The following is a 17,714-nucleotide window of genomic DNA, read 5'->3' on the forward strand; positions in this document are numbered from 1 at the left end:
CGTGGTGCGGGATGTTTAATAGTTGAAAGTCTTGACCAGCAGCAGGTCGCCGATCGCCCGCAAGGGCACGATGAACGTCTCGCGTTTTTCGTCGACGGTGTTTTCATTGAGCACCAGATTGATTTGCGAGGTGATCACCTCGTTCTGGTTGCTGGTCTCATCGAAGTTATAGCCGCCGCTGCCGTAGTTGCCCCAATAGTTCACGTAAACCAGATAGGTGCCGTGCATCGGCGCGGTCATGGTGAACATTTCCGGGCCGGGGCCATCGACCCCGTCCGGGTCCAGGCCGCCGCCATTGCTCATTGCCGGGCGAGCCCAGAACGCATGCTGGCCGTCGGGGGTAATGATGTGCAGGTCGAGTTCGGCCTTGGGGTCGTCCCAGCCCAGCACCACGCGAATCCGCGCCGGGGTGCGCAGGTCGTTGGCTTCATAGAATTGAACGCGCTTGAGCGACTGGCCCTCGGAACTGCGCACTTCGACGCTGTTGGAGCCGGCGCCGAACGCATACGGCCGGGCAAAACGCCCTTGGTCGTCGGTGTACAGATTCAGGGGATTGCCGTTGACCGCCAGGCTGTGGGGCGGGCGGAGCGTGCCGAGGGCCTTGAGCTGGCCTTCGATCATCGTGCGATTGCGCTGCACGCCCCGGTCAATGGGCGGCGTGGGATAGGCGACGCGAGGGTTTTCACTACGGTCCAGCAGGCCGTGATAGCGCCAGCCACCCACCGGCTCCGATAACTCGGCCGAGGGCTCGGCCCGCGCAACCTGAGCGCAGACCAGCGTGATCAGCAATAAAGGAACCCAACGCATGTGACGCCTCCTGCCATGCATAACGAAACCCTGCGCCCGATCCTCGGCGCGTCACAGATCCAAAAACTGCGTTTCGTCAGAAAGACCCTGAATATAGGGTCGTTGAAGGCGCGAAGATTAGCCATTCGGCAGTTTTTTAACAATCGGATACATCTATATTTGCGGTGGGAGTCACGGTGATTGTTGGGCGTGAGCCGAATAGCGATCTTATTCGGCTCATAAAGTGAGCCGAATAAGACTATTATTCGGCTCATTCACCTTGGAGCACCCGAGTTCATGGCACCTCACTGGATCTGGCAACGGCCTGATTGGCCAAATTTCAACTGGCAAGCCGAGCGCCTGACACCGTTATTGCGTGAGTGCGTGCAAGCGCAAGGTCAGTTGATGGGCATGGCCAGTTCCGTGGGTAGCTCACTAAGCGCGCAGAACGAACTGGATGCGTTATTGCAGAACATCGTGACGTCCTCGGCTATCGAGGGTGAACAGCTTAATGTCGGCTCCGTGCGCTCTTCACTGGCGCGACGGTTAGGTTTAAATCTGACCGACAGCGATAAGGTGAGCCAACGCAGTGAGGGCCTGGCACAATTAATACTCGACGCCACGCAGCATTTTGCTGAACCACTGACGCTGCAACGACTGCTGGATTGGCATGAGTGGCTATTTCCTGATCAAGACACAGACTTCGCCGCCCGGCCAATCCACGTTGGCGCGTTACGCGGCGATGAGCCCATGCAAGTGGTTTCGGGGCGACTCGACAGGCCAACCGTTCACTTTGAAGCGCCGCCTCGCCAAGGCCTTGAGCAGCAACTGGACACATTCCTCAGATGGTTTGAAGCCAGCCAGCGGCAGGATGGACTCGATCCATTGTTGCGGGCCGGTATTGCGCACTTCTGGTTCGTCACTTTGCACCCCTTCGACGACGGCAATGGCCGCCTCACACGAACCATCACCGACCTGGCGCTGGCCCAGGGTGAGGCTCAGGCCATCCGCTTCTATGCCATGTCAGCGAGCATCCTGGAGGATCGCTCCGGCTACTATCGAGTACTCGAAAGCAGTCAGAAAGCCACGCTGGATATCACCGATTGGCTGGAGTGGTTTCTGCGAACCCTGTTACGCAGCTTGCAGCAAGCCATGGCGCGGATCGAGTCGGTGCTGGGTAAGGCGCGGTTCTGGCAGGCGCATCGGGAATCCGAACTGTCGGCTGAACAGATCAAAGTGCTGAATCGCTTGCTTGATGGCGGAGAGCGCGGTTTCGAGGAGGGAATCAGCGCGGCTGAATACCAGGCAGTGGCGAAGGTTTCCAAAGCCACCGCGACCCGTCATCTGGCCGAACTGCTGAAGAAGGGCTGCCTGAAACGCCTGCCCGGTGGCGGGCGCAGTACTCGGTACCAGATCCTTCACCCTGAGGTTGAAGCATCCTGAGTCCGGTTTTTCCGACGCTGCGGCAGGGGTTTTCAGGCCCGCTCATTTGCCCATACCCCCCATGTCTGCTAGTGTCGCGCCGGTTTAACGTCAACCGGAAATAGCCGCCATGGCCCGCAAAAAAGCTGCACTGGATTTCGAACAATCCCTCGCTGACCTGCAAACGCTGGTAGAGCGTCTGGAGAACGGCGAATTGTCGCTGGAAGACTCGCTGACCGCTTTCGAGCAGGGCATCGGGCTGACCCGTGATTGCCAGGCGGCGCTGGCCCAGGCCGAGCAGAAAGTTCAAGTGCTGCTCGAGCGTGACGGCGAGTTGGCCGAGGAACCCTTTGACGCGGATCAGCCAGAATGATTGCAGCGTATTCGGCGGCCAGCCAGGCCCGCGTCAATGCAGCACTGGAAACCCTGTTCAACCCGCCGAGCCCTGAGCTCGCACGCCTCTATGAAGCCATGCGCTACAGCGTGATGAATGGCGGCAAGCGCGTGCGTCCGCTGCTGGCCTACGCCGCGTGTGAAGCGCTGGGCGGCAAGGCCGAGCAAGCCAACGGCGCCGCCTGTGCGGTTGAGCTGATCCATGCCTATTCGCTGGTGCATGACGATTTGCCAGCCATGGACGATGACGATCTGCGTCGCGGCCAGCCAACCACCCACAAGAAATTCGACGAAGCCTGCGCGATTCTCGCCGGCGACGGCTTGCAAAGCCTGGCCTTCAGCGCCCTGCTCGATCCGCGCCTGAGTGCATCAGACGCCGAAACCCGTCTGCAGATGGTCAGCGCCCTCGCGCTGGCGGCAGGCCCGGCGGGCATGGTCGGCGGGCAAGCCATCGATCTTGGCTCGGTGGGCCTGAAGCTCGATCAAAAAGCCCTTGAATACATGCATCGGCACAAGACCGGCGCGTTGATCGAAGTCAGCGTCAAACTCGGCGCCTTGGCCAGTGGCCAGGCCGAGAGGGACGAACTGAAGTCGCTGCAGAGTTATGCACAGGCCATCGGCCTGGCCTTTCAGGTCCAGGACGACATTCTCGACGTCGAAAGTGACACCGCCACCCTCGGCAAACGCCAGGGCGCCGACATCGCCCGGGACAAGCCGACCTACCCGGCCCTGCTCGGTCTCGATGCGGCCAAGGCCTACGCTCTGGAACTGCGCGACCAGGCCCTGCACGCGCTGCGACCGTTTGACGCGGCGGCCGAGCCGTTGCGCGACCTGGCCCGGTATATCGTTGACCGCCGCAACTGACGGCGTATCCGCCAAAAAAGACCAACGCGTGGGCAGGGGGCGATGCATCAGGTAAACTGCCGCATCTTTTATACCTATAACGATTCGCCTGATGCCCACGACGTTTCATGAGATTCCCCGTAAGCGCCCGACCACGCCCCTGCTCGACCGTGCCAACACGCCGGACGGCCTGCGCCGGTTAGGCGAAGCCGAGCTGGAAACCCTGGCTGATGAGTTGCGCCTGGAATTGCTCTACACGGTCGGCCAGACCGGTGGGCATTTCGGTGCCGGCTTGGGCGTGATCGAGCTGACCATCGCGTTGCATTACGTTTTCGACACCCCGGACGACCGGCTGGTGTGGGACGTGGGTCATCAAGCCTATCCGCACAAAATCCTCACCGGCCGTCGCGCGCGCATGAGCACCCTGCGCCAGAAGGACGGCATCGCGGCCTTCCCGCGCCGCGCCGAGAGCGAGTACGACACCTTTGGCGTCGGCCACTCCAGCACCTCGATCAGCGCAGCGCTGGGCATGGCGATTGCCGCCCGCCTGCAGCACAGTGATCGCAAGGCGATCGCAGTGATCGGCGACGGCGCACTGACCGCCGGCATGGCCTTCGAGGCGCTGAACCACGCGCCGGAAGTGGACGCCAACATGCTGGTGATCCTCAACGACAACGACATGTCGATCTCGCGCAACGTCGGCGGGCTGTCGAACTATCTGGCGAAAATCCTTTCCAGCCGCACTTACGCGAGCATGCGCGAAGGCAGCAAAAAGGTCCTGTCGCGCCTGCCCGGCGCCTGGGAAATCGCCCGTCGCACCGAGGAATACGCAAAAGGCATGCTGGTCCCTGGCACGCTGTTCGAAGAGCTGGGCTGGAACTACATCGGCCCGATCGATGGCCACGACCTGCCGACCCTGATCGCCACCCTGCGCAATATGCGCGATCTGAAAGGCCCGCAATTCCTGCACGTGGTCACCAAGAAAGGCAAAGGCTTCGCCCCGGCGGAAGTCGACCCGATCGGTTACCACGCCATCACCAAACTCGAACCGCTGGACGCTCCGGCCGCTGCGCCGAAAAAAGCCAGCGGGCCGAAATATTCCGGTGTGTTTGGTGAGTGGCTGTGCGACATGGCGGCGGCCGATCCGCGCCTGGTCGGGATCACTCCGGCGATGAAGGAAGGCTCCGACCTGGTGGCCTTCAGTGAACGCTTCCCGACGCGCTATTTCGACGTGGCGATTGCCGAGCAACACGCCGTGACCCTGGCAGCCGGCATGGCCTGCGAAGGTGCGAAACCGGTGGTGGCGATCTATTCGACCTTCCTGCAACGCGGTTACGACCAGCTGATCCATGACGTCGCGGTGCAAAACCTCGACGTGCTGTTCGCCATTGACCGCGCCGGTCTGGTGGGCGAAGACGGCCCGACGCACGCGGGCAGCTTTGACCTGTCGTTCCTGCGTTGCATCCCCGGCATGCTGGTGATGACCCCGAGCGACGAAAACGAACTGCGCAAAATGCTCAGCACCGGCCATCTGTACAATGGCCCGGCGGCGGTGCGTTACCCGCGCGGCACCGGCCCGAATGCGCCGATCGCGAAAGACCTCGAACCGATTGAAATCGGCAAGGGTGTGGTTCGCCGCCAGGGCAGCACAGTCGCCCTGCTGGTGTTCGGCGTGCAACTGGCCGAGGCACTGAAAGTCGCCGAGAAGCTGGATGCGACAGTCGTCGACATGCGTTTCGTCAAACCGCTCGACGAAGCACTGGTTCGCGAAATCGCCGGCAGCCACGAGTTGCTGGTGACCATCGAAGAGAACGCGATCATGGGCGGCGCCGGTGGCGCGGTCAGCGAGTTCCTCGCCCGCGAAAACATCCTCAAGTCGGTGCTGCACCTGGGCTTGCCGGACATCTACGTCGAGCACGCCAAGCCTGCGCAAATGCTCGCCGAATGCGGGCTGGATGAAGCCGGGATCGAAGAAGCGGTGCGTCAGCGCCTGCAACTGCTGAATATCTGATCCTCTGGCTACATGCAAAACTCTGTGGCGAGGGAGCTTGCTCCCTCGCCACAGGTTAGAGGTCAGGCGCAATCAACTGGCAGAGCTTGGCCGTCGCTTCGATCATCTGCCCACTCGGCCGTTCCAGGCCTTTATCCGCTACCAGCAGCAATTGCCCCTGCGCCACCGCCGTCACCTGGGGCCAGGCCTTCCACGCATCGAGCTGCGCCTGATCGCTGGCCAGAATTACCTCGGGATTACGCTGCAACACCGCCTCCACACTGACCTGCGGTGCAGGCTGCGGCAGGTCGGCAAACACATTGCGCGCCCCGCAAACCTGTAGCGCATCACTGATGATCTGCCCTCCGCCCACGGTGTACAGCGGCCGATCCCAGACTTGATAAAACACCCGCAACGGCTTGTCCCTTCGATAGCGCTGGCGCAGGGAATCGAGTCGCTGACGCAGGTTTTCGGCCAATGAAACGCCCCGCTCCGGCCTTCCGAGCTGTGCAGCGATCACTTCAATCTGGGAGGTAAGTTGTTCGAGGTTGTGAGGTTCGGCGACATAGGTGGGAATGTTCAGCCGTTTGAGCTGTTCACGCTGAGCTGGCCCCACACTGCCTGGCCAGAGCAGCAACAAATCGGGTTTGAGGCTGAGCAACCGTTCGATGTCCAACTGACCGTAGCGGCCCACCGAAGGAATGTCTTTGAGCTCGGCAGGACGCTCACCGGCATCCAGCACACCGACCAGCAGGTCCGCAGAACCCAGTTCAATGACGATTTCAGAAAGCGACGGTGCCAGGCTGACAACCCGCTCGGCTGCAGCCGCCGGGCCACTGACGACCAGCAACAGGACTGCCAGCCAGACGCAGCGCATCAGCCGAGTTGACGCGGGATACGGTAGAGGTAGAACAGCACCGCCGTCGACAACGCCAGCAGCATCAGCGGCACGGCTTCCAGACCAACGAAGACTGCCAGTGCGCCGATCCAGGCGGGCAGGCCGGCGACCAGAAACGCAGAACGGCGTTTCGCGGCCAGGGCGATCCAGGCGGCGGGTTCTTCAGGGGTATCGAGGGCTTTTTGGGTCGCGATCAGCGCATGTTTGTAACCGCCAAAGAACTTCAGGCTGACAAACATCGACGCCACACCGGCAATGAAAAACGGCATGGCCAGCACCGGCAGAATCGCCTCGCTTTGGCCGAATAAGCCATTGACCACGAACAGCGGCAGCAAGGCCAACGCCAGATATTGCCACCAGTTGACGGCCAGTCGTCGCCGTACCTGACCGCGGGTCACGCCCGGTCAACCTCGCCCTGATGCTCGTTGCCCATCATGTGGTCGAGCTTGCTGGCCTTGGTGGCCAGGTAGAGTTTGTTGTGCGGGTTGTGCCCGGTGTGCAACGGCACGCGCTCGGCAACCACGATGCCCATGTCGGTCAAGGCTTTGACCTTGCGTGGGTTGTTGGTCATCAGACGCAGGGACTTCACGCCCAGGTGCTCCAGCATCGGCAGGCACATGGCGTAGTCGCGCTGGTCGGCGGCGAAGCCCAGACGTTCGTTGGCTTCAACGGTGTCAGCACCGCCGTCCTGCAATTCATAGGCGCGGATCTTGTTCAGCAGGCCAATGCCGCGACCTTCCTGACGCAAGTAGAGCAACACGCCACGGCCTTCACGGGCGATCGCCTGCAACGCCGCCTCGAGTTGCGAACCGCAGTCGCAACGCTGGCTGAACAAGGCATCGCCGGTCAGGCATTCGGAGTGCAACCGGCCGAGTACCGGAGCACCGTCGGCGATCTCACCCAGGCTTAGCACCACGTGCTCGCGCCCGTTTTCTTCATCGAGAAAGCCGTGCATGGTGAATTGCGCAAAAGGCGTTGGCAGCTTGGAAGCGGCGACAAAAACGACAGGCACCGGTGTGCTCCTGATCTATAAGTACTGAAGATTCGCAGAGGCGGCATTGTAACAGCACGTTCCTGCAGACGCTTAGGCTGAATTATCGGCTATAACGATCAAAAAGTTTGATCACACGATGGCATTACACGACCTTGTAGCAGCTGGCGAAGCCTGCGTTCGGCTGCGCAGCAGTCGTAAAACCTGTCGCCCCGATCAATCTGACACTATGCCGCTACCTGAATTTACGACGGCTTCGCCGCCGAACGCAGGCTTCGCCAGCTGCTACAAGGATTGCATTCATTTCGACCCGAACGGATAAGGTTGCTTCCAGCGCTCGAAAATCGGTTTCAGCCGGCCGCTTTTTACCAGCAATGCCATGCGCTGATCGAACAGCGCCATCAACTGGCGGGCCCGGGGCGTATCAGCGAAGCACAGGTACAGCGGCAAATCCGCGATGTGCGTGCGACGAAACTGCGACGGGGCCTTGGCTCGGCTGACGATGTCATCGATTTCGGTCAGCGCGTCGATGTAGTAGTCGACGTGGTTGTGGGTCAGCATCGGCAGAATCCCGGTACGCCGCGCGACTTCGTTATAGCGCTGCACGTTGGGCAGGTAAGCCTGGTACTTGTAGCCGCGCACCCAGGCCAATCGATAATTGCCCAGATTTTCCGGGGTCGGCGCCGGATTGGTGGCCAGGCCCAGCGCATAGACCGGATCGGTATCGAAACTCCAGTGCGGATAGAGCACGTCGCTGACTTCATCCCGATAGGCACCGACACACGCGTCCACTTCGCCACGCTGTGCCAGGCCCGTGGCGCGTGTATACGGTTCGATTCGAATATCCAGTTTAACGCCCGCCGGCTCGAACACTTCCCGCAACACGTCCCAGCCCAAACCACGGCCATCGGCGGCGGTAAAGTTTTCCCACGCTTCGCTGGCCAGGTGAATCACGGACGGCGTCGTCGGTGCATCGCCCGCCTGGGCGAACGAGCAAAACGTCGAGAAAACCATCACCATCAACCAGCGAGCCATCTTTCGTCCTCGACTGCAGCCTTCAGGCGAAAAGCCAAACCAGCCCTTGCATCGCCAACCACGCGAACACCCCGGCCAGCACGTCGTCGAGCATGATCCCGACGCCACCGTGCACATGCCGGTCGATCCAGCGAATCGGCCACGGCTTGAGGATGTCGAAGAAACGGAACATCAGGAACCCCGCCAGCAACCAATACCAACCTTCCGGCACCAGCCACAGGGTGATCCACATGCCGACCATTTCGTCCCAGACGATGCCTTCGTGGTCGTGTACGCGCAAATCGTCGGCAACCTTGCCGCACAGCCAGAAGCCGAACAGCATGGTGATGCCGAGCATCAGCCAGTAGCCCCAGTCGGGCAGCATCTGCCACAACGGAATAAAGGGTAACGCCACTAACGAACCCCAGGTGCCCGGCGCTTTTGGCAGGGTGCCCGAGCCGAAGCCGAACGCCAGGAAATGCCACGGATTGCGCCAGACCGACGGCGGCGACGGGACCTGTTTGGGATGATCTGTCACGGTGTCTCCCGAAAATGTTGGTAACCCCGGATTGACGGGGTGATGTCGTGTCCGTCGGCGTCCAGCAGAATCACGCCCTGCCCTGCAACAACCTGCCCGAGCACATGGATCGGCCAGCCGTCCGCCAGCAACGATGGCAGCTCGGCGGGCGGCAAGGTGAAGGCCAGCACGTAATCGTCACCCCCGCTCAGGGCGGCTTGCTCAGCATCGGATTGACCGAGGAAAGCCAGCAGCGCCTTCGACAACGGCAGCCTGCTGCGCTCTACCTGAATCCCGACTTTCGATGCCAGGGCAATATGCCCGCAGTCGGCGAGCAAGCCATCGGAGATATCCAGCGCCGCGGTGGCCCTGCCACGCAACGCCTGGCCCAACGCCAGTTGCGGTTGTGGCGACCAGTAATGGGCCAGCAATGGCTCGGCGATGGCCGCGTCCGCTGTTCGTTGGCCGAGCACCAGCGGCAATGCGCCCGCGCCGTTACCCAGTTCACCGCCCACACACAGTAAATCGCCTGCCCGTGCGCCGCTGCGGGTCAACGCCAGACCGGTCGGCACTCGGCCGAATACCGTCATGGTCAGGCTCAACGGCCCGCGAGTGGTATCGCCGCCCACCAGTGCCACGCGGCAATTCTGCGCCATGAGGTTCAATCCACGGGCGAACGCTCCCAGCCAATCGGAATTCTCCGTCGGCAAGGTCAAGGCAAGGGTAAAGGCAACGGGGGTGGCGCCCATGGCGGCCAGGTCACTGACGGCCACGGCCAGCGAGCGCTGACCGAGCAGAAACGGATCGCAGGGGTCGGCGAAATGCACACCGGCCACCAGCGTATCGGTGGAAATCGCCAACTGCTCCCCGGGAGGAACAGCCAGCAAGGCGCAGTCGTCACCGATCCCGAGGGCAACGCCTTCGCCGCCCTGCGCACAAGGCGCGGCGGCGAAGAAGTTGCGGATCAGCTCAAACTCGCCCATGGCTGAGACAAAGTGCTCAAGCGCCAATCAGCGCTTGAACGCCTTCACTTCAGCTTCACGCAGACGCGGGGCCAGCTTGTCGAGCACACCGTTGACGAACTTGTGGCCGTCGGTGGAACCGAAGACCTTGGCCAGTTCGATACCTTCGTTGATCACAACGCGGTATGGCACGTCGACACGCTTGAGCAGTTCCCAGGTGGACAGGCGCAGAACGGCCAGTTCAACCGGGTCCAGCTCTTCGATGGTCAAGTCCAGGCAAGGCTTGAGCGCGGTGTCGATCTCGGTCTTGAACTGCGGAACCCCGTGCAGGATTTCGCGGAAGTACGCGCCATCGACATCGGTAAAATCGTTATCGACCCGGAACTGCGCTTCGATCTCGTTCAGCGACTGCTTGGCCATATGCCATTGGTACAGCGCCTGAGTCGCGAGCTGACGGGCTTCGCGACGCTTGGCGCTTTTCGATGGCTTGCCGGCATCCGCAGGCTTTGGATCGCGCGGGTTGAAACGATCGCTATCGTCGCTAATCACTTGGCCTCCAACTGCGCCAGCAGGCTGACCATTTCCAGAGCGGACAGGGCAGCTTCAGCACCTTTGTTCCCGGCCTTGGTGCCGGAACGTTCGATGGCTTGCTCGATGGAATCAACGGTCAGTACGCCGAAAGCGACCGGTACGCCGAACTCCATGGACACCTGGGCCAGGCCCTTGGTGCACTCGCCAGCCACGTATTCGAAGTGCGGAGTACCGCCACGAATGACCGCGCCCAGGGCGATGATTGCCGCGAACTCGCCCTTCTGAGCAACTTTCTGCGCAACCAGCGGGATTTCGAAGGCGCCAGGCGCACGGATGATGGTGATGTCGCTTTCGCTCACGCCATGGCGAACCAGGGCATCAACTGCACCGCTGACCAGGCTTTCAACCACGAAGCTGTTGAAACGGCCCACTACCAGAGCGTAGCGGCCTTTAGGGGCGATGAAGGTACCTTCGATGGTCTTCAGGGTCATTCGTTAGATCTCTTAAAGAGCCGGGACGCGTTTTCTACGCGTCCCTCAGTGATGTGTTAGCCGCGAATCAAGGACTGGAAACAACCGGTCATTATTCGGAGGGCACGTATTCTACAACTTCCAGATCGAAACCGGATATCGCATTAAATTTCATCGGCGCAGACATCAGGCGCATTTTACGCACGCCCAGGTCCCGAAGGATCTGCGAACCGGCACCCACAGTGCTGTAGGTGGTCGGCTTTTTCACCGCCAGGTGGTCGGCGGTTTCGCGGATGTGCGCCAGCAACACGTCGCCATCGAGCGGGTGACCGAGCAACAGCACCACGCCGCTGCCAGCCTCGGCAACCGCGGCCATGGCGGCGCGCAGGCTCCAGCGGCCCGGTTGCTTGACCATCAACAGGTCACGCAGCGGGTCCATGTTGTGCACCCGAACCAGGGTCGGCTCTTCGGCGCACACGGTGCCCAGGGTCAGGGCCATGTGCACGTCGCCTTCCACCGAATCACGATAGGTCACCAGGTTGAACTGGCCCAGTTCGCTGTCCAATGGCTGCTCGGCAATCCGCTGAACGGTACGTTCGTGGATCATCCGGTAGTGAATCAGGTCGGCAATGGTGCCGATCTTGATGTTGTGCTCGGCGGCAAACGCTTCGAGTTCGGCGCGACGGGACATGGTGCCGTCGTCGTTCATCACTTCGCAGATCACACCGCTCGGCTCGAAACCGGCCATGCGCGCCAGGTCGCAGGCCGCTTCGGTGTGGCCGGCGCGGGCCAAAGTACCGCCAGCCTGGGCCATCAGCGGAAAGATGTGGCCGGGGCTGACGATGTCTTCAGCCTTGGCGTCCTTGGCGGCAGCCGCTTGCACGGTGCGCGCACGGTCGGCCGCGGAGATACCGGTGGTCACGCCTTCGGCAGCTTCGATGGACACGGTGAACTTGGTGCCGAAACCGGAACCGTTGCGTGGCGCCATCAACGGCAGCTTGAGCAGTTCGCAGCGCTCGCGGCTCATCGGCATGCAGATCAGGCCACGGGCGTGCTTGGCCATGAAGTTGATGTGTTCAGCCTTGCAGCACTCGGCGGCCATGATCAGGTCGCCTTCGTTCTCGCGGTCTTCGTCATCCATGAGGATGACCATCTTGCCTTGGCGGATGTCTTCAACCAGTTCTTCGATGCTATTGAGCGCCACAAGGCACCCCCCTTCTTTCGAAATTTGAGCTTCAGGATTTGAGATAGCCGTTTTGGGCCAGAAAGCTTTCAGTAATGGTGCTGCCACTGGTTGGCTCAGCAGCCTTGTCGCCCAGCAGCAGGCGCTCCAGGTAACGTGCCAGCAAGTCGACTTCCAGGTTCACCCGGCGACCTGGCTTGTAAGAAGCCATGATGGTTTCGCTCAGGGTGTGCGGAATGATCGTCAGCAGGAATTCGGCGCCATCGACCGCGTTCACCGTCAGGCTGGTGCCGTCGACGGTGATCGAACCTTTATGGGCGATGTACTTGGCCAGTTCTTTCGGCGCGCGGATGCGAAATTCCACCGCGCGGGCATTGTCGGTGCGCGAGACCACTTCGCCGACACCGTCGACGTGACCGCTGACCAAGTGCCCACCGAGACGGGTGGTCGGGGTCAGGGCTTTTTCCAGGTTGACCGGGCTGCCGCTTTTGAGGTCATTCATGGCGGTGCAGTCGAGGGTTTCGCGACTGACGTCCGCCGCAAAGCCATTGCCTGGCAGTTCAACCGCCGTCAGGCACACGCCGTTGACGGCAATGCTGTCGCCCAGTTTGACGTCGCTCAGGTCGAGCTTGCCGGTTTCTACGTAAACCCGCACATCTCCGCCTTTTGGGGTCAATGCACGAATACTGCCGATGGATTCGATGATGCCGGTAAACATGGAGTCCTCCTCGAGAACAGGGCCTTCTGGGCTGCAGCCGGGAATTATACGCTGACCGTTGGGACAGGTATGGCAATGACTCGCCAGTCATCGCCAACCGCGCGGATTTCGGTAATTTTGAGCTCGGGCGCATCTTTCATCTGCGCCAGCGGCCAGTCCAGCAACGGTCGCGCCGTGGAGCCGAGGAACTTGCCGGCAATGAATATCTGGAACTCGTCCACCAACCCTTGCTGAGCAAACGCCCCGGCCAGACGCGGACCTGCTTCGACCAGGACCTCGTTGACGCCACGGGCAGCCAGTTCAACCAACAACTTGCGCAAGTCGACCTGGCCATCGTCGCCCGCCACGATCAGGCATTCCGGACCGTTGGCGTATTGCTCTTCGATCGCCATGCACGTGGCAACCAATGCCGGGCCGGCCTTGAAGAACGGCGCGTCCAGCGGCACCCGCAGGCGACCGTCGATCAGCACGCGCAGTGGCGGACGGCTCATGGCCAAGGCCGTTTGTTCGGGATCGAGGCCCAATTCATCGGCTCGCACGGTCAAACGGGCATAGTCCGCCAGCACCGTGTCGGCACCGGTCAGCACCACACTGGCCTGAGCACGCAGCCGTTGTACCGCCGAACGCGCCGCTGTGCCGGTGATCCATTGGCTTTCGCCGCTTTCCATCGCCGTGCGACCGTCGAGGCTCATGGCCAATTTGACCCGCACGAACGGCAAGCCGTGCTCCATGCGTTTAAGGAAGCCTTCATTAAGCTTGCGCGCCTCGCCTTCCAGCACGCCGCTTTCGGTGGCAATGCCGGCTTGGGCCAGGCGTTGCAGACCGCGACCGGCGACTTCCGGGTTCGGGTCCTGCATCGCCGCAACGACGCGCGCCACACCGGCTTTCACCAGCGCATCGGCGCAGGGCGGCGTACGGCCGTGGTGGCTGCACGGTTCGAGGGTCACGTAAGCCGTGGCGCCTCGCGCCTTGTCGCCAGCGGCGCGCAGGGCGTGGACTTCGGCATGGGGCTCGCCGGCGCGCACATGCCAGCCTTCGCCGACAATCTGCCCGTCACGCACCACCACACAGCCAACCCGCGGGTTGGGGTGCGTCGTGTAATGACCTTTACGCGCCAGTTCCAGGGCGCGGGCCATGTAATGGGCGTCGAGGATGGCTTGTTCCGGGGAGGTGGTCATTCTTTCACCGGTTCACGGGCGAGGCGATCGATCTCTTCGCGGAACTCGTTGAGGTCCTGGAAGCGTCGATACACCGAAGCGAAGCGGATATAGGCGACTTCATCAAGCTTTTTCAGCTCGGCCATCACCAGTTCGCCGACCACGAGGGATTTGACCTCGCGTTCGCCGGTGGCGCGCAGTTTGTGTTTGATGTGCACCAGCGACGATTCCAGGCGCTCGACACTCACCGGGCGCTTCTCCAGCGCCCGCTGCATGCCGGCACGGAGTTTTTCTTCGTCGAACGGCTGGCGACTGCCGTCGGTTTTGATCAGGCGCGGCAACACCAGTTCAGCGGTTTCGAACGTCGTGAAACGTTCGCCGCAGGCCAGGCATTCACGCCGGCGGCGCACCTGTTCGCCCTCGGCGACCAGACGCGAGTCGATGACCTTGGTGTCGTTGGCACCGCAGAAGGGACAGTGCATGGTGGCAGGCAACAAAAAATGGGAGGGCCATGGTAGCGCATCCCCGTGGCAAGACAAGCCATAGGGTTTGCGGTATACAGACGGGCTATAATGTTTTCACCTTGCCGGAGCCGCCAATGCCGTTACGACCGCTCGTTTTGCTCAGTCTTTTCAGCCTGCTGGTGGCCTGTGGCAGCGATGCACCCAAGCCCCAGCCACCGACGCCCGGCCCGGCGCCGCAACAGGCGCAGAAGAAAGCCAAGGCATCTGCCGAGCTCGGCCCGCTGCCGGCTTACCAACGTGAAATCAGCGGCACCCTGCTGGGCGTGCCGGCCGATGCTGAAGTCGAACTGGCGCTGCTGGTGATCGACGACAAGGATCGCCCGCAGCAATTGCTCGCCAGTGCCAACCTGATCGGCACTAATCAGGTGTTGCCGTTTCGCCTGCGTTTCAACCCTGAATCCTTCCCGGTTGGCGCTCGCGTTGAACTGCGCGGCCGCGCCAGCCAGTCCGGGCAGTTGATTCTGCATCTGCCGGCGCAACTCATCACACAGCCGACGACCCAGGCCCTGGGTCAGCTGCAATTCGTCAAAGCGCCATGATTGCACCGCTCGACCTGCAACAGGCGTTGGGTGAACTGCTTGGTGACGCACAGCTTGTAGCCTGTGAGTTACCAGGCACCGAGCTGAAACTCTGGCTGATCGACGGTGACAACATGGACCGCGCCTTCAGCCCCGAAGAAACCCGGCGGATTCTCCACGAGCCGCCGTACTGGAGTTTCTGTTGGGCCAGTGGGTTGGCCGTGGCCCGCTATCTCGCCGAACACCCGCACTGGGTCGAAGGCAAACGGGTGCTGGATTTCGGTGCCGGTTCCGGGGTGGCCGCGATTGCGGCAGTGAAGGCCGGGGCGCTGGAAGTGGTGGCCTGTGACCTCGACCCGCTGGCGATTGCCGCGTGTCGGGCGAATGCCGAACTCAATGATGTGCAACTGCGCTACTCGACGGATTTTTTCGCCGAAGCGGATCGGTTTGATCTGATTCTGGTGGCCGATGTGTTGTACGACCGGGAAAATCTGCCGTTACTCGACGAGTTTCTCAGCCGTGGCCGGGAAGCGTTGGTGGCGGATTCACGGGTACGGGACTTTCGCCATCCGCTATATCGGCGCATCGAGATGCTGGAGGCGATGACCTTGCCGGACCTGGCCGAGCCCGAAGAGTTTCGGCATGTGAGCCTTTACCACGCGCGGCGTACTTGAAGCCGACATGTCACCCCGCTTTCAGCCGCCCCCTACCAAGCTTTATAGTGGTTCCATCCATGCTTTTACGAGATCCCCCATGAGTCAGGAAACGCCGTACATTTTCGACGCCACGACTGCCGATTTCGACCAGTCGGTGATCGAGAACTCTTTTCACAAACCGGTACTGGTGGATTTCTGGGCCGAATGGTGTGCGCCGTGCAAGGCCCTGATGCCGATGCTGCAAACCATCGCCGAGAGCTATCAGGGCGAGTTGCTGCTGGCCAAGGTCAACTGCGACATCGAGCAGGACATTGTTGCGCGTTTCGGCATTCGCAGCCTGCCAACGGTGGTGCTGTTCAAGGACGGTCAGCCGGTGGACGGTTTTGCCGGTGCGCAACCGGAATCCGCTGTGCGCACGATGCTCGAGCCTCATGTGCAAATGCCGCCGCCGGCCGCCGCCGATCCGTTCGAACAGGCTCAGGCGCTGTTCGATGACGGCCGTTTCGCCGACGCCGAAGCCACGCTCAAAGTCTTGCTGACTGAAGACAACACCAATGCCAAGGCCCTGATCCTCTACGCCCGCTGCCTCACCGAACGCGGTGAACTGGGTGAAGCGCAAGTCGTGCTCGACGCGGTCAAGACCGATGAACACAAGGCCGCGCTGGCCGGCGCCAAGGCGCAGATCCAGTTTCTCGGCCAGGCCAGGGATTTGCCGGATGCGGCAGACCTGAAAGCACGCCTGGCGAAAAATCCGCAGGACGATGAGGCGGTGTATCAACTGGCGATCCAGCAACTGGCCCGTCAGCAATACGACGCGGCGCTGGATGCCTTGCTGAAACTGTTCATCCGTAATCGCAGCTACAGCGAAGGCTTGCCGCATAAGACCTTGCTGCAAGTGTTCGAACTGCTGGGCAACGATCACCCGCTGGTGACCACGTACCGTCGCAAGTTGTTTGCCGCGCTCTATTGAAATCAAAAGATCGCAGCCTTCGGCAGCTCCTACGCGGGATATGTATTCCCCCTGTAGGAGCTGCCGCAGGCTGCGATCTTTTTTTGTGGCTTACTCGATCCAGCTGTAGAGCGGCGTATCCCCGCCGCTCACCACTTTGACGTCTGCGCAGTGGCGCAAGCGCACCAACAAGCGCTTGCCCGCTGCTGCGCTGCCGGTCAGCCCTTCCAACTGCTCCAGCAAATCCGGCCCGCTCAATTGCCCGGCCTTGCGCAGCAGTTCTTTGGCGATCTGCCACAGCGCCTCGTCCTGATTCACCGGTTTGACCGGTGTTGCACTCGCCTCGGGTTTGGCAGCCTGCAACTGCGCACCGAGCTGCGCCCAGTCGCCCTCATCCAGTTCCAGAGTCAAATCCACCGGCCAGTCGCCGATGCTTCCGCGTATTCGCAACATAAGTCTGCTCCTGCCCACACATGACTCGCATGCTCCCATGGGTCTTGCACAACGCCAAGCAGACGGTCAAACTCTCGGCACTTTCGTTATAAGATTACATAACAAATTTTTCATTTTACTTTTCGGAGACCCGCCATGCGCCGTCTGCTGCTCGCTTTGCCGTTTGCCCTGTTGCCGCTGGCTGTCGCCCACGCGGCTGTCGAGCATGATCACGACCATGAGCACGGCAGCCTCGGCGCCCACGAACATGGCGTCGGTCGTTTGAATGCGGCGCTGGACGGCCAGACCCTGGAGCTGGAACTGGAAAGCCCGGCAATGAACCTGGTGGGCTTCGAACACGCCGCCACCACCGACGCCGACAAAGCCAAAGTCGCCGCGGTCCGTGCCCAACTGGAAAAACCGCTGACGCTGTTCAACCTGCCGAAAGCCGCCGGTTGCGTGGTCGCGACCCAGGAACTGGAGAGCCCGCTGTTCGGTGACAAGCCGGATGCCGACGATCATGACGAAGATGATCACGAAGACGCCAAGGACGGTCATGAACATCACCATGACCACAGCGAAATCCACGCCCATTACCAATTCAGCTGCTCGGCCCCGGGCGCGCTGAAGACCCTGGACCTGGCGACTATCTTTAATACGTTCCCGGCTACCCAGAAGATTCAGGTACAACTGATCAGCCCGAGCGGGCAGCAAGGGGTTGAAGTGACGGCCAAGGCCGCTGCCCTGAAATTCTGATCCA

At 61.5% G+C, this 17,714-nt stretch carries 22 protein-coding genes; 8 read left to right on the forward strand and 14 right to left on the reverse strand.

What is annotated here, in order from left to right; all coding sequences use genetic code 11:
• Positions 1–15: 15 nt before the first annotated feature.
• Positions 16–807, reverse strand: coding sequence for a YfaP family protein (locus PMI21_RS26385; RefSeq protein WP_007933590.1), 792 nt, complete (start codon positions 805–807; stop codon positions 16–18).
• Positions 808–1,083: 276 nt separating this feature from the next.
• Between PMI21_RS26385 and PMI21_RS26380 the strand changes: the two genes are divergently transcribed.
• From PMI21_RS26380 to dxs, 4 genes are all read left to right on the forward strand, one after another.
• Positions 1,084–2,229 carry a Fic family protein gene (locus tag PMI21_RS26380; protein ID WP_007933591.1) on the forward strand — a complete coding sequence of 382 codons (1,146 nt, stop codon included), beginning with the start codon at positions 1,084–1,086 and terminating at the stop codon, positions 2,227–2,229.
• Between the two features lie 109 nt (positions 2,230–2,338).
• On the forward strand, positions 2,339–2,581 hold the full coding sequence (locus PMI21_RS26375) for an exodeoxyribonuclease VII small subunit (protein ID WP_007894317.1): 243 nt from the start codon (positions 2,339–2,341) through the stop codon (positions 2,579–2,581).
• Positions 2,578–3,465 (forward strand): (2E,6E)-farnesyl diphosphate synthase, encoded by an 888-nt coding sequence (gene ispA, locus PMI21_RS26370; RefSeq protein WP_007933610.1) that lies wholly within the window; start codon positions 2,578–2,580, stop codon positions 3,463–3,465. The genes PMI21_RS26375 and ispA overlap by 4 nt, the downstream gene beginning before the upstream one ends.
• Before the next feature lie 91 nt (positions 3,466–3,556).
• Entirely contained in the window at positions 3,557–5,455 is a 1,899-nt protein-coding gene (dxs, locus tag PMI21_RS26365; protein ID WP_007933612.1) for a 1-deoxy-D-xylulose-5-phosphate synthase, read from the forward strand.
• A 55-nt stretch (positions 5,456–5,510) separates the two neighbouring features.
• Here the strand turns inward: dxs and PMI21_RS26360 are convergent, their stop codons facing one another.
• The 12 genes from PMI21_RS26360 to nrdR form a co-directional block, all read right to left on the reverse strand.
• Positions 5,511–6,311 carry a cobalamin-binding protein gene (locus tag PMI21_RS26360; RefSeq protein ID WP_007933614.1) on the reverse strand — a complete coding sequence of 267 codons (801 nt, stop codon included), beginning with the start codon at positions 6,309–6,311 and terminating at the stop codon, positions 5,511–5,513.
• Complete coding sequence (locus tag PMI21_RS26355; protein WP_007933617.1) at positions 6,311–6,730, reverse strand: hypothetical protein; 420 nt, start codon at positions 6,728–6,730, stop codon at positions 6,311–6,313. Before PMI21_RS26355 ends, PMI21_RS26360 begins: the two co-directional genes overlap by 1 nt.
• Complete coding sequence (gene ribA, locus PMI21_RS26350) at positions 6,727–7,344, reverse strand: GTP cyclohydrolase II (protein ID WP_007933624.1); 618 nt, start codon at positions 7,342–7,344, stop codon at positions 6,727–6,729. Before ribA ends, PMI21_RS26355 begins: the two co-directional genes overlap by 4 nt.
• Before the next feature lie 279 nt (positions 7,345–7,623).
• The gene (locus PMI21_RS26345; protein WP_007933626.1) at positions 7,624–8,358 is read right to left on the reverse strand and encodes a substrate-binding periplasmic protein; all 735 of its coding nucleotides are present in this window, start codon (positions 8,356–8,358) and stop codon (positions 7,624–7,626) included.
• Positions 8,359–8,380: 22 nt separating this feature from the next.
• On the reverse strand, positions 8,381–8,875 hold the full coding sequence (locus PMI21_RS26340; RefSeq protein WP_007933628.1) for a phosphatidylglycerophosphatase A family protein: 495 nt from the start codon (positions 8,873–8,875) through the stop codon (positions 8,381–8,383).
• Positions 8,872–9,837: a thiamine-phosphate kinase gene (thiL, locus tag PMI21_RS26335; RefSeq protein WP_007933630.1), complete on the reverse strand. Its 966-nt coding sequence runs from the start codon at positions 9,835–9,837 to the stop codon at positions 8,872–8,874. Before thiL ends, PMI21_RS26340 begins: the two co-directional genes overlap by 4 nt.
• 27 nt (positions 9,838–9,864) lie before the next feature.
• On the reverse strand, positions 9,865–10,365 hold the full coding sequence (gene nusB, locus PMI21_RS26330; RefSeq protein ID WP_007933632.1) for a transcription antitermination factor NusB: 501 nt from the start codon (positions 10,363–10,365) through the stop codon (positions 9,865–9,867).
• A complete protein-coding gene (gene ribH / locus PMI21_RS26325) occupies positions 10,362–10,838 on the reverse strand; it encodes a 6,7-dimethyl-8-ribityllumazine synthase (protein ID WP_003228649.1) in 477 nt (158 codons plus the stop codon). The genes nusB and ribH overlap by 4 nt, the downstream gene beginning before the upstream one ends.
• Before the next feature lie 91 nt (positions 10,839–10,929).
• A complete protein-coding gene (gene ribBA / locus PMI21_RS26320) occupies positions 10,930–12,021 on the reverse strand; it encodes a bifunctional 3,4-dihydroxy-2-butanone-4-phosphate synthase/GTP cyclohydrolase II (RefSeq protein WP_007933634.1) in 1,092 nt (363 codons plus the stop codon).
• 31 nt (positions 12,022–12,052) lie between these two features.
• The gene (locus tag PMI21_RS26315) at positions 12,053–12,718 is read right to left on the reverse strand and encodes a riboflavin synthase (RefSeq protein ID WP_007933636.1); all 666 of its coding nucleotides are present in this window, start codon (positions 12,716–12,718) and stop codon (positions 12,053–12,055) included.
• 44 nt (positions 12,719–12,762) lie between these two features.
• Positions 12,763–13,896: a bifunctional diaminohydroxyphosphoribosylaminopyrimidine deaminase/5-amino-6-(5-phosphoribosylamino)uracil reductase RibD gene (gene ribD / locus PMI21_RS26310; RefSeq protein WP_007933638.1), complete on the reverse strand. Its 1,134-nt coding sequence runs from the start codon at positions 13,894–13,896 to the stop codon at positions 12,763–12,765.
• Positions 13,893–14,357 (reverse strand): transcriptional regulator NrdR, encoded by a 465-nt coding sequence (gene nrdR / locus PMI21_RS26305; protein WP_007906838.1) that lies wholly within the window; start codon positions 14,355–14,357, stop codon positions 13,893–13,895. Before nrdR ends, ribD begins: the two co-directional genes overlap by 4 nt.
• A gap of 116 nt (positions 14,358–14,473) precedes the next feature.
• On the opposite strand from nrdR, the gene PMI21_RS26300 reads away from it, so the two are divergent.
• From PMI21_RS26300 to trxA, 3 genes are all read left to right on the forward strand, one after another.
• Positions 14,474–14,938, forward strand: coding sequence for a YbaY family lipoprotein (locus PMI21_RS26300; RefSeq protein ID WP_007933640.1), 465 nt, complete (start codon positions 14,474–14,476; stop codon positions 14,936–14,938).
• Positions 14,935–15,591 carry a class I SAM-dependent methyltransferase gene (locus PMI21_RS26295; protein WP_007933643.1) on the forward strand — a complete coding sequence of 219 codons (657 nt, stop codon included), beginning with the start codon at positions 14,935–14,937 and terminating at the stop codon, positions 15,589–15,591. The genes PMI21_RS26300 and PMI21_RS26295 overlap by 4 nt, the downstream gene beginning before the upstream one ends.
• Positions 15,592–15,670: 79 nt before the next feature.
• Positions 15,671–16,543 carry a thioredoxin gene (trxA, locus tag PMI21_RS26290; protein ID WP_007933646.1) on the forward strand — a complete coding sequence of 291 codons (873 nt, stop codon included), beginning with the start codon at positions 15,671–15,673 and terminating at the stop codon, positions 16,541–16,543.
• A gap of 90 nt (positions 16,544–16,633) precedes the next feature.
• On the opposite strand, the gene PMI21_RS26285 is transcribed toward trxA, so the two are convergent.
• Positions 16,634–16,975, reverse strand: coding sequence for a hypothetical protein (locus PMI21_RS26285; RefSeq protein WP_007933647.1), 342 nt, complete (start codon positions 16,973–16,975; stop codon positions 16,634–16,636).
• A gap of 135 nt (positions 16,976–17,110) precedes the next feature.
• Here PMI21_RS26285 and PMI21_RS26280 point away from each other — a divergent pair, with 135 nt between their 5' ends.
• Positions 17,111–17,710 (forward strand): DUF2796 domain-containing protein, encoded by a 600-nt coding sequence (locus PMI21_RS26280; RefSeq protein WP_007933649.1) that lies wholly within the window; start codon positions 17,111–17,113, stop codon positions 17,708–17,710.
• Positions 17,711–17,714 lie beyond the last annotated feature (4 nt).

Source organism: Pseudomonas sp. GM18, from assembly GCF_000282195.1.
Taxonomy (GTDB): Bacteria; Pseudomonadota; Gammaproteobacteria; order Pseudomonadales; family Pseudomonadaceae; genus Aquipseudomonas.

Coding starts and splice junctions, on each gene's coding strand:
- PMI21_RS26385 (WP_007933590.1), bottom strand. CDS start 807: ATGCGTTGGGTTCCTTTATTGCTGATCACGCTGGTCTGCGCTCAGGTT.
- PMI21_RS26380 (WP_007933591.1), top strand. CDS start 1,084: ATGGCACCTCACTGGATCTGGCAACGGCCTGATTGGCCAAATTTCAAC.
- PMI21_RS26375 (WP_007894317.1), top strand. CDS start 2,339: ATGGCCCGCAAAAAAGCTGCACTGGATTTCGAACAATCCCTCGCTGAC.
- ispA (WP_007933610.1), top strand. CDS start 2,578: ATGATTGCAGCGTATTCGGCGGCCAGCCAGGCCCGCGTCAATGCAGCA.
- dxs (WP_007933612.1), top strand. CDS start 3,557: ATGCCCACGACGTTTCATGAGATTCCCCGTAAGCGCCCGACCACGCCC.
- PMI21_RS26360 (WP_007933614.1), bottom strand. CDS start 6,311: ATGCGCTGCGTCTGGCTGGCAGTCCTGTTGCTGGTCGTCAGTGGCCCG.
- PMI21_RS26345 (WP_007933626.1), bottom strand. CDS start 8,358: ATGGCTCGCTGGTTGATGGTGATGGTTTTCTCGACGTTTTGCTCGTTC.
- thiL (WP_007933630.1), bottom strand. CDS start 9,837: ATGGGCGAGTTTGAGCTGATCCGCAACTTCTTCGCCGCCGCGCCTTGT.
- ribH (WP_003228649.1), bottom strand. CDS start 10,838: ATGACCCTGAAGACCATCGAAGGTACCTTCATCGCCCCTAAAGGCCGC.
- PMI21_RS26315 (WP_007933636.1), bottom strand. CDS start 12,718: ATGTTTACCGGCATCATCGAATCCATCGGCAGTATTCGTGCATTGACC.
- ribD (WP_007933638.1), bottom strand. CDS start 13,896: ATGACCACCTCCCCGGAACAAGCCATCCTCGACGCCCATTACATGGCC.
- nrdR (WP_007906838.1), bottom strand. CDS start 14,357: ATGCACTGTCCCTTCTGCGGTGCCAACGACACCAAGGTCATCGACTCG.
- PMI21_RS26300 (WP_007933640.1), top strand. CDS start 14,474: ATGCCGTTACGACCGCTCGTTTTGCTCAGTCTTTTCAGCCTGCTGGTG.
- PMI21_RS26295 (WP_007933643.1), top strand. CDS start 14,935: ATGATTGCACCGCTCGACCTGCAACAGGCGTTGGGTGAACTGCTTGGT.
- trxA (WP_007933646.1), top strand. CDS start 15,671: ATGAGTCAGGAAACGCCGTACATTTTCGACGCCACGACTGCCGATTTC.
- PMI21_RS26285 (WP_007933647.1), bottom strand. CDS start 16,975: ATGTTGCGAATACGCGGAAGCATCGGCGACTGGCCGGTGGATTTGACT.
- PMI21_RS26280 (WP_007933649.1), top strand. CDS start 17,111: ATGCGCCGTCTGCTGCTCGCTTTGCCGTTTGCCCTGTTGCCGCTGGCT.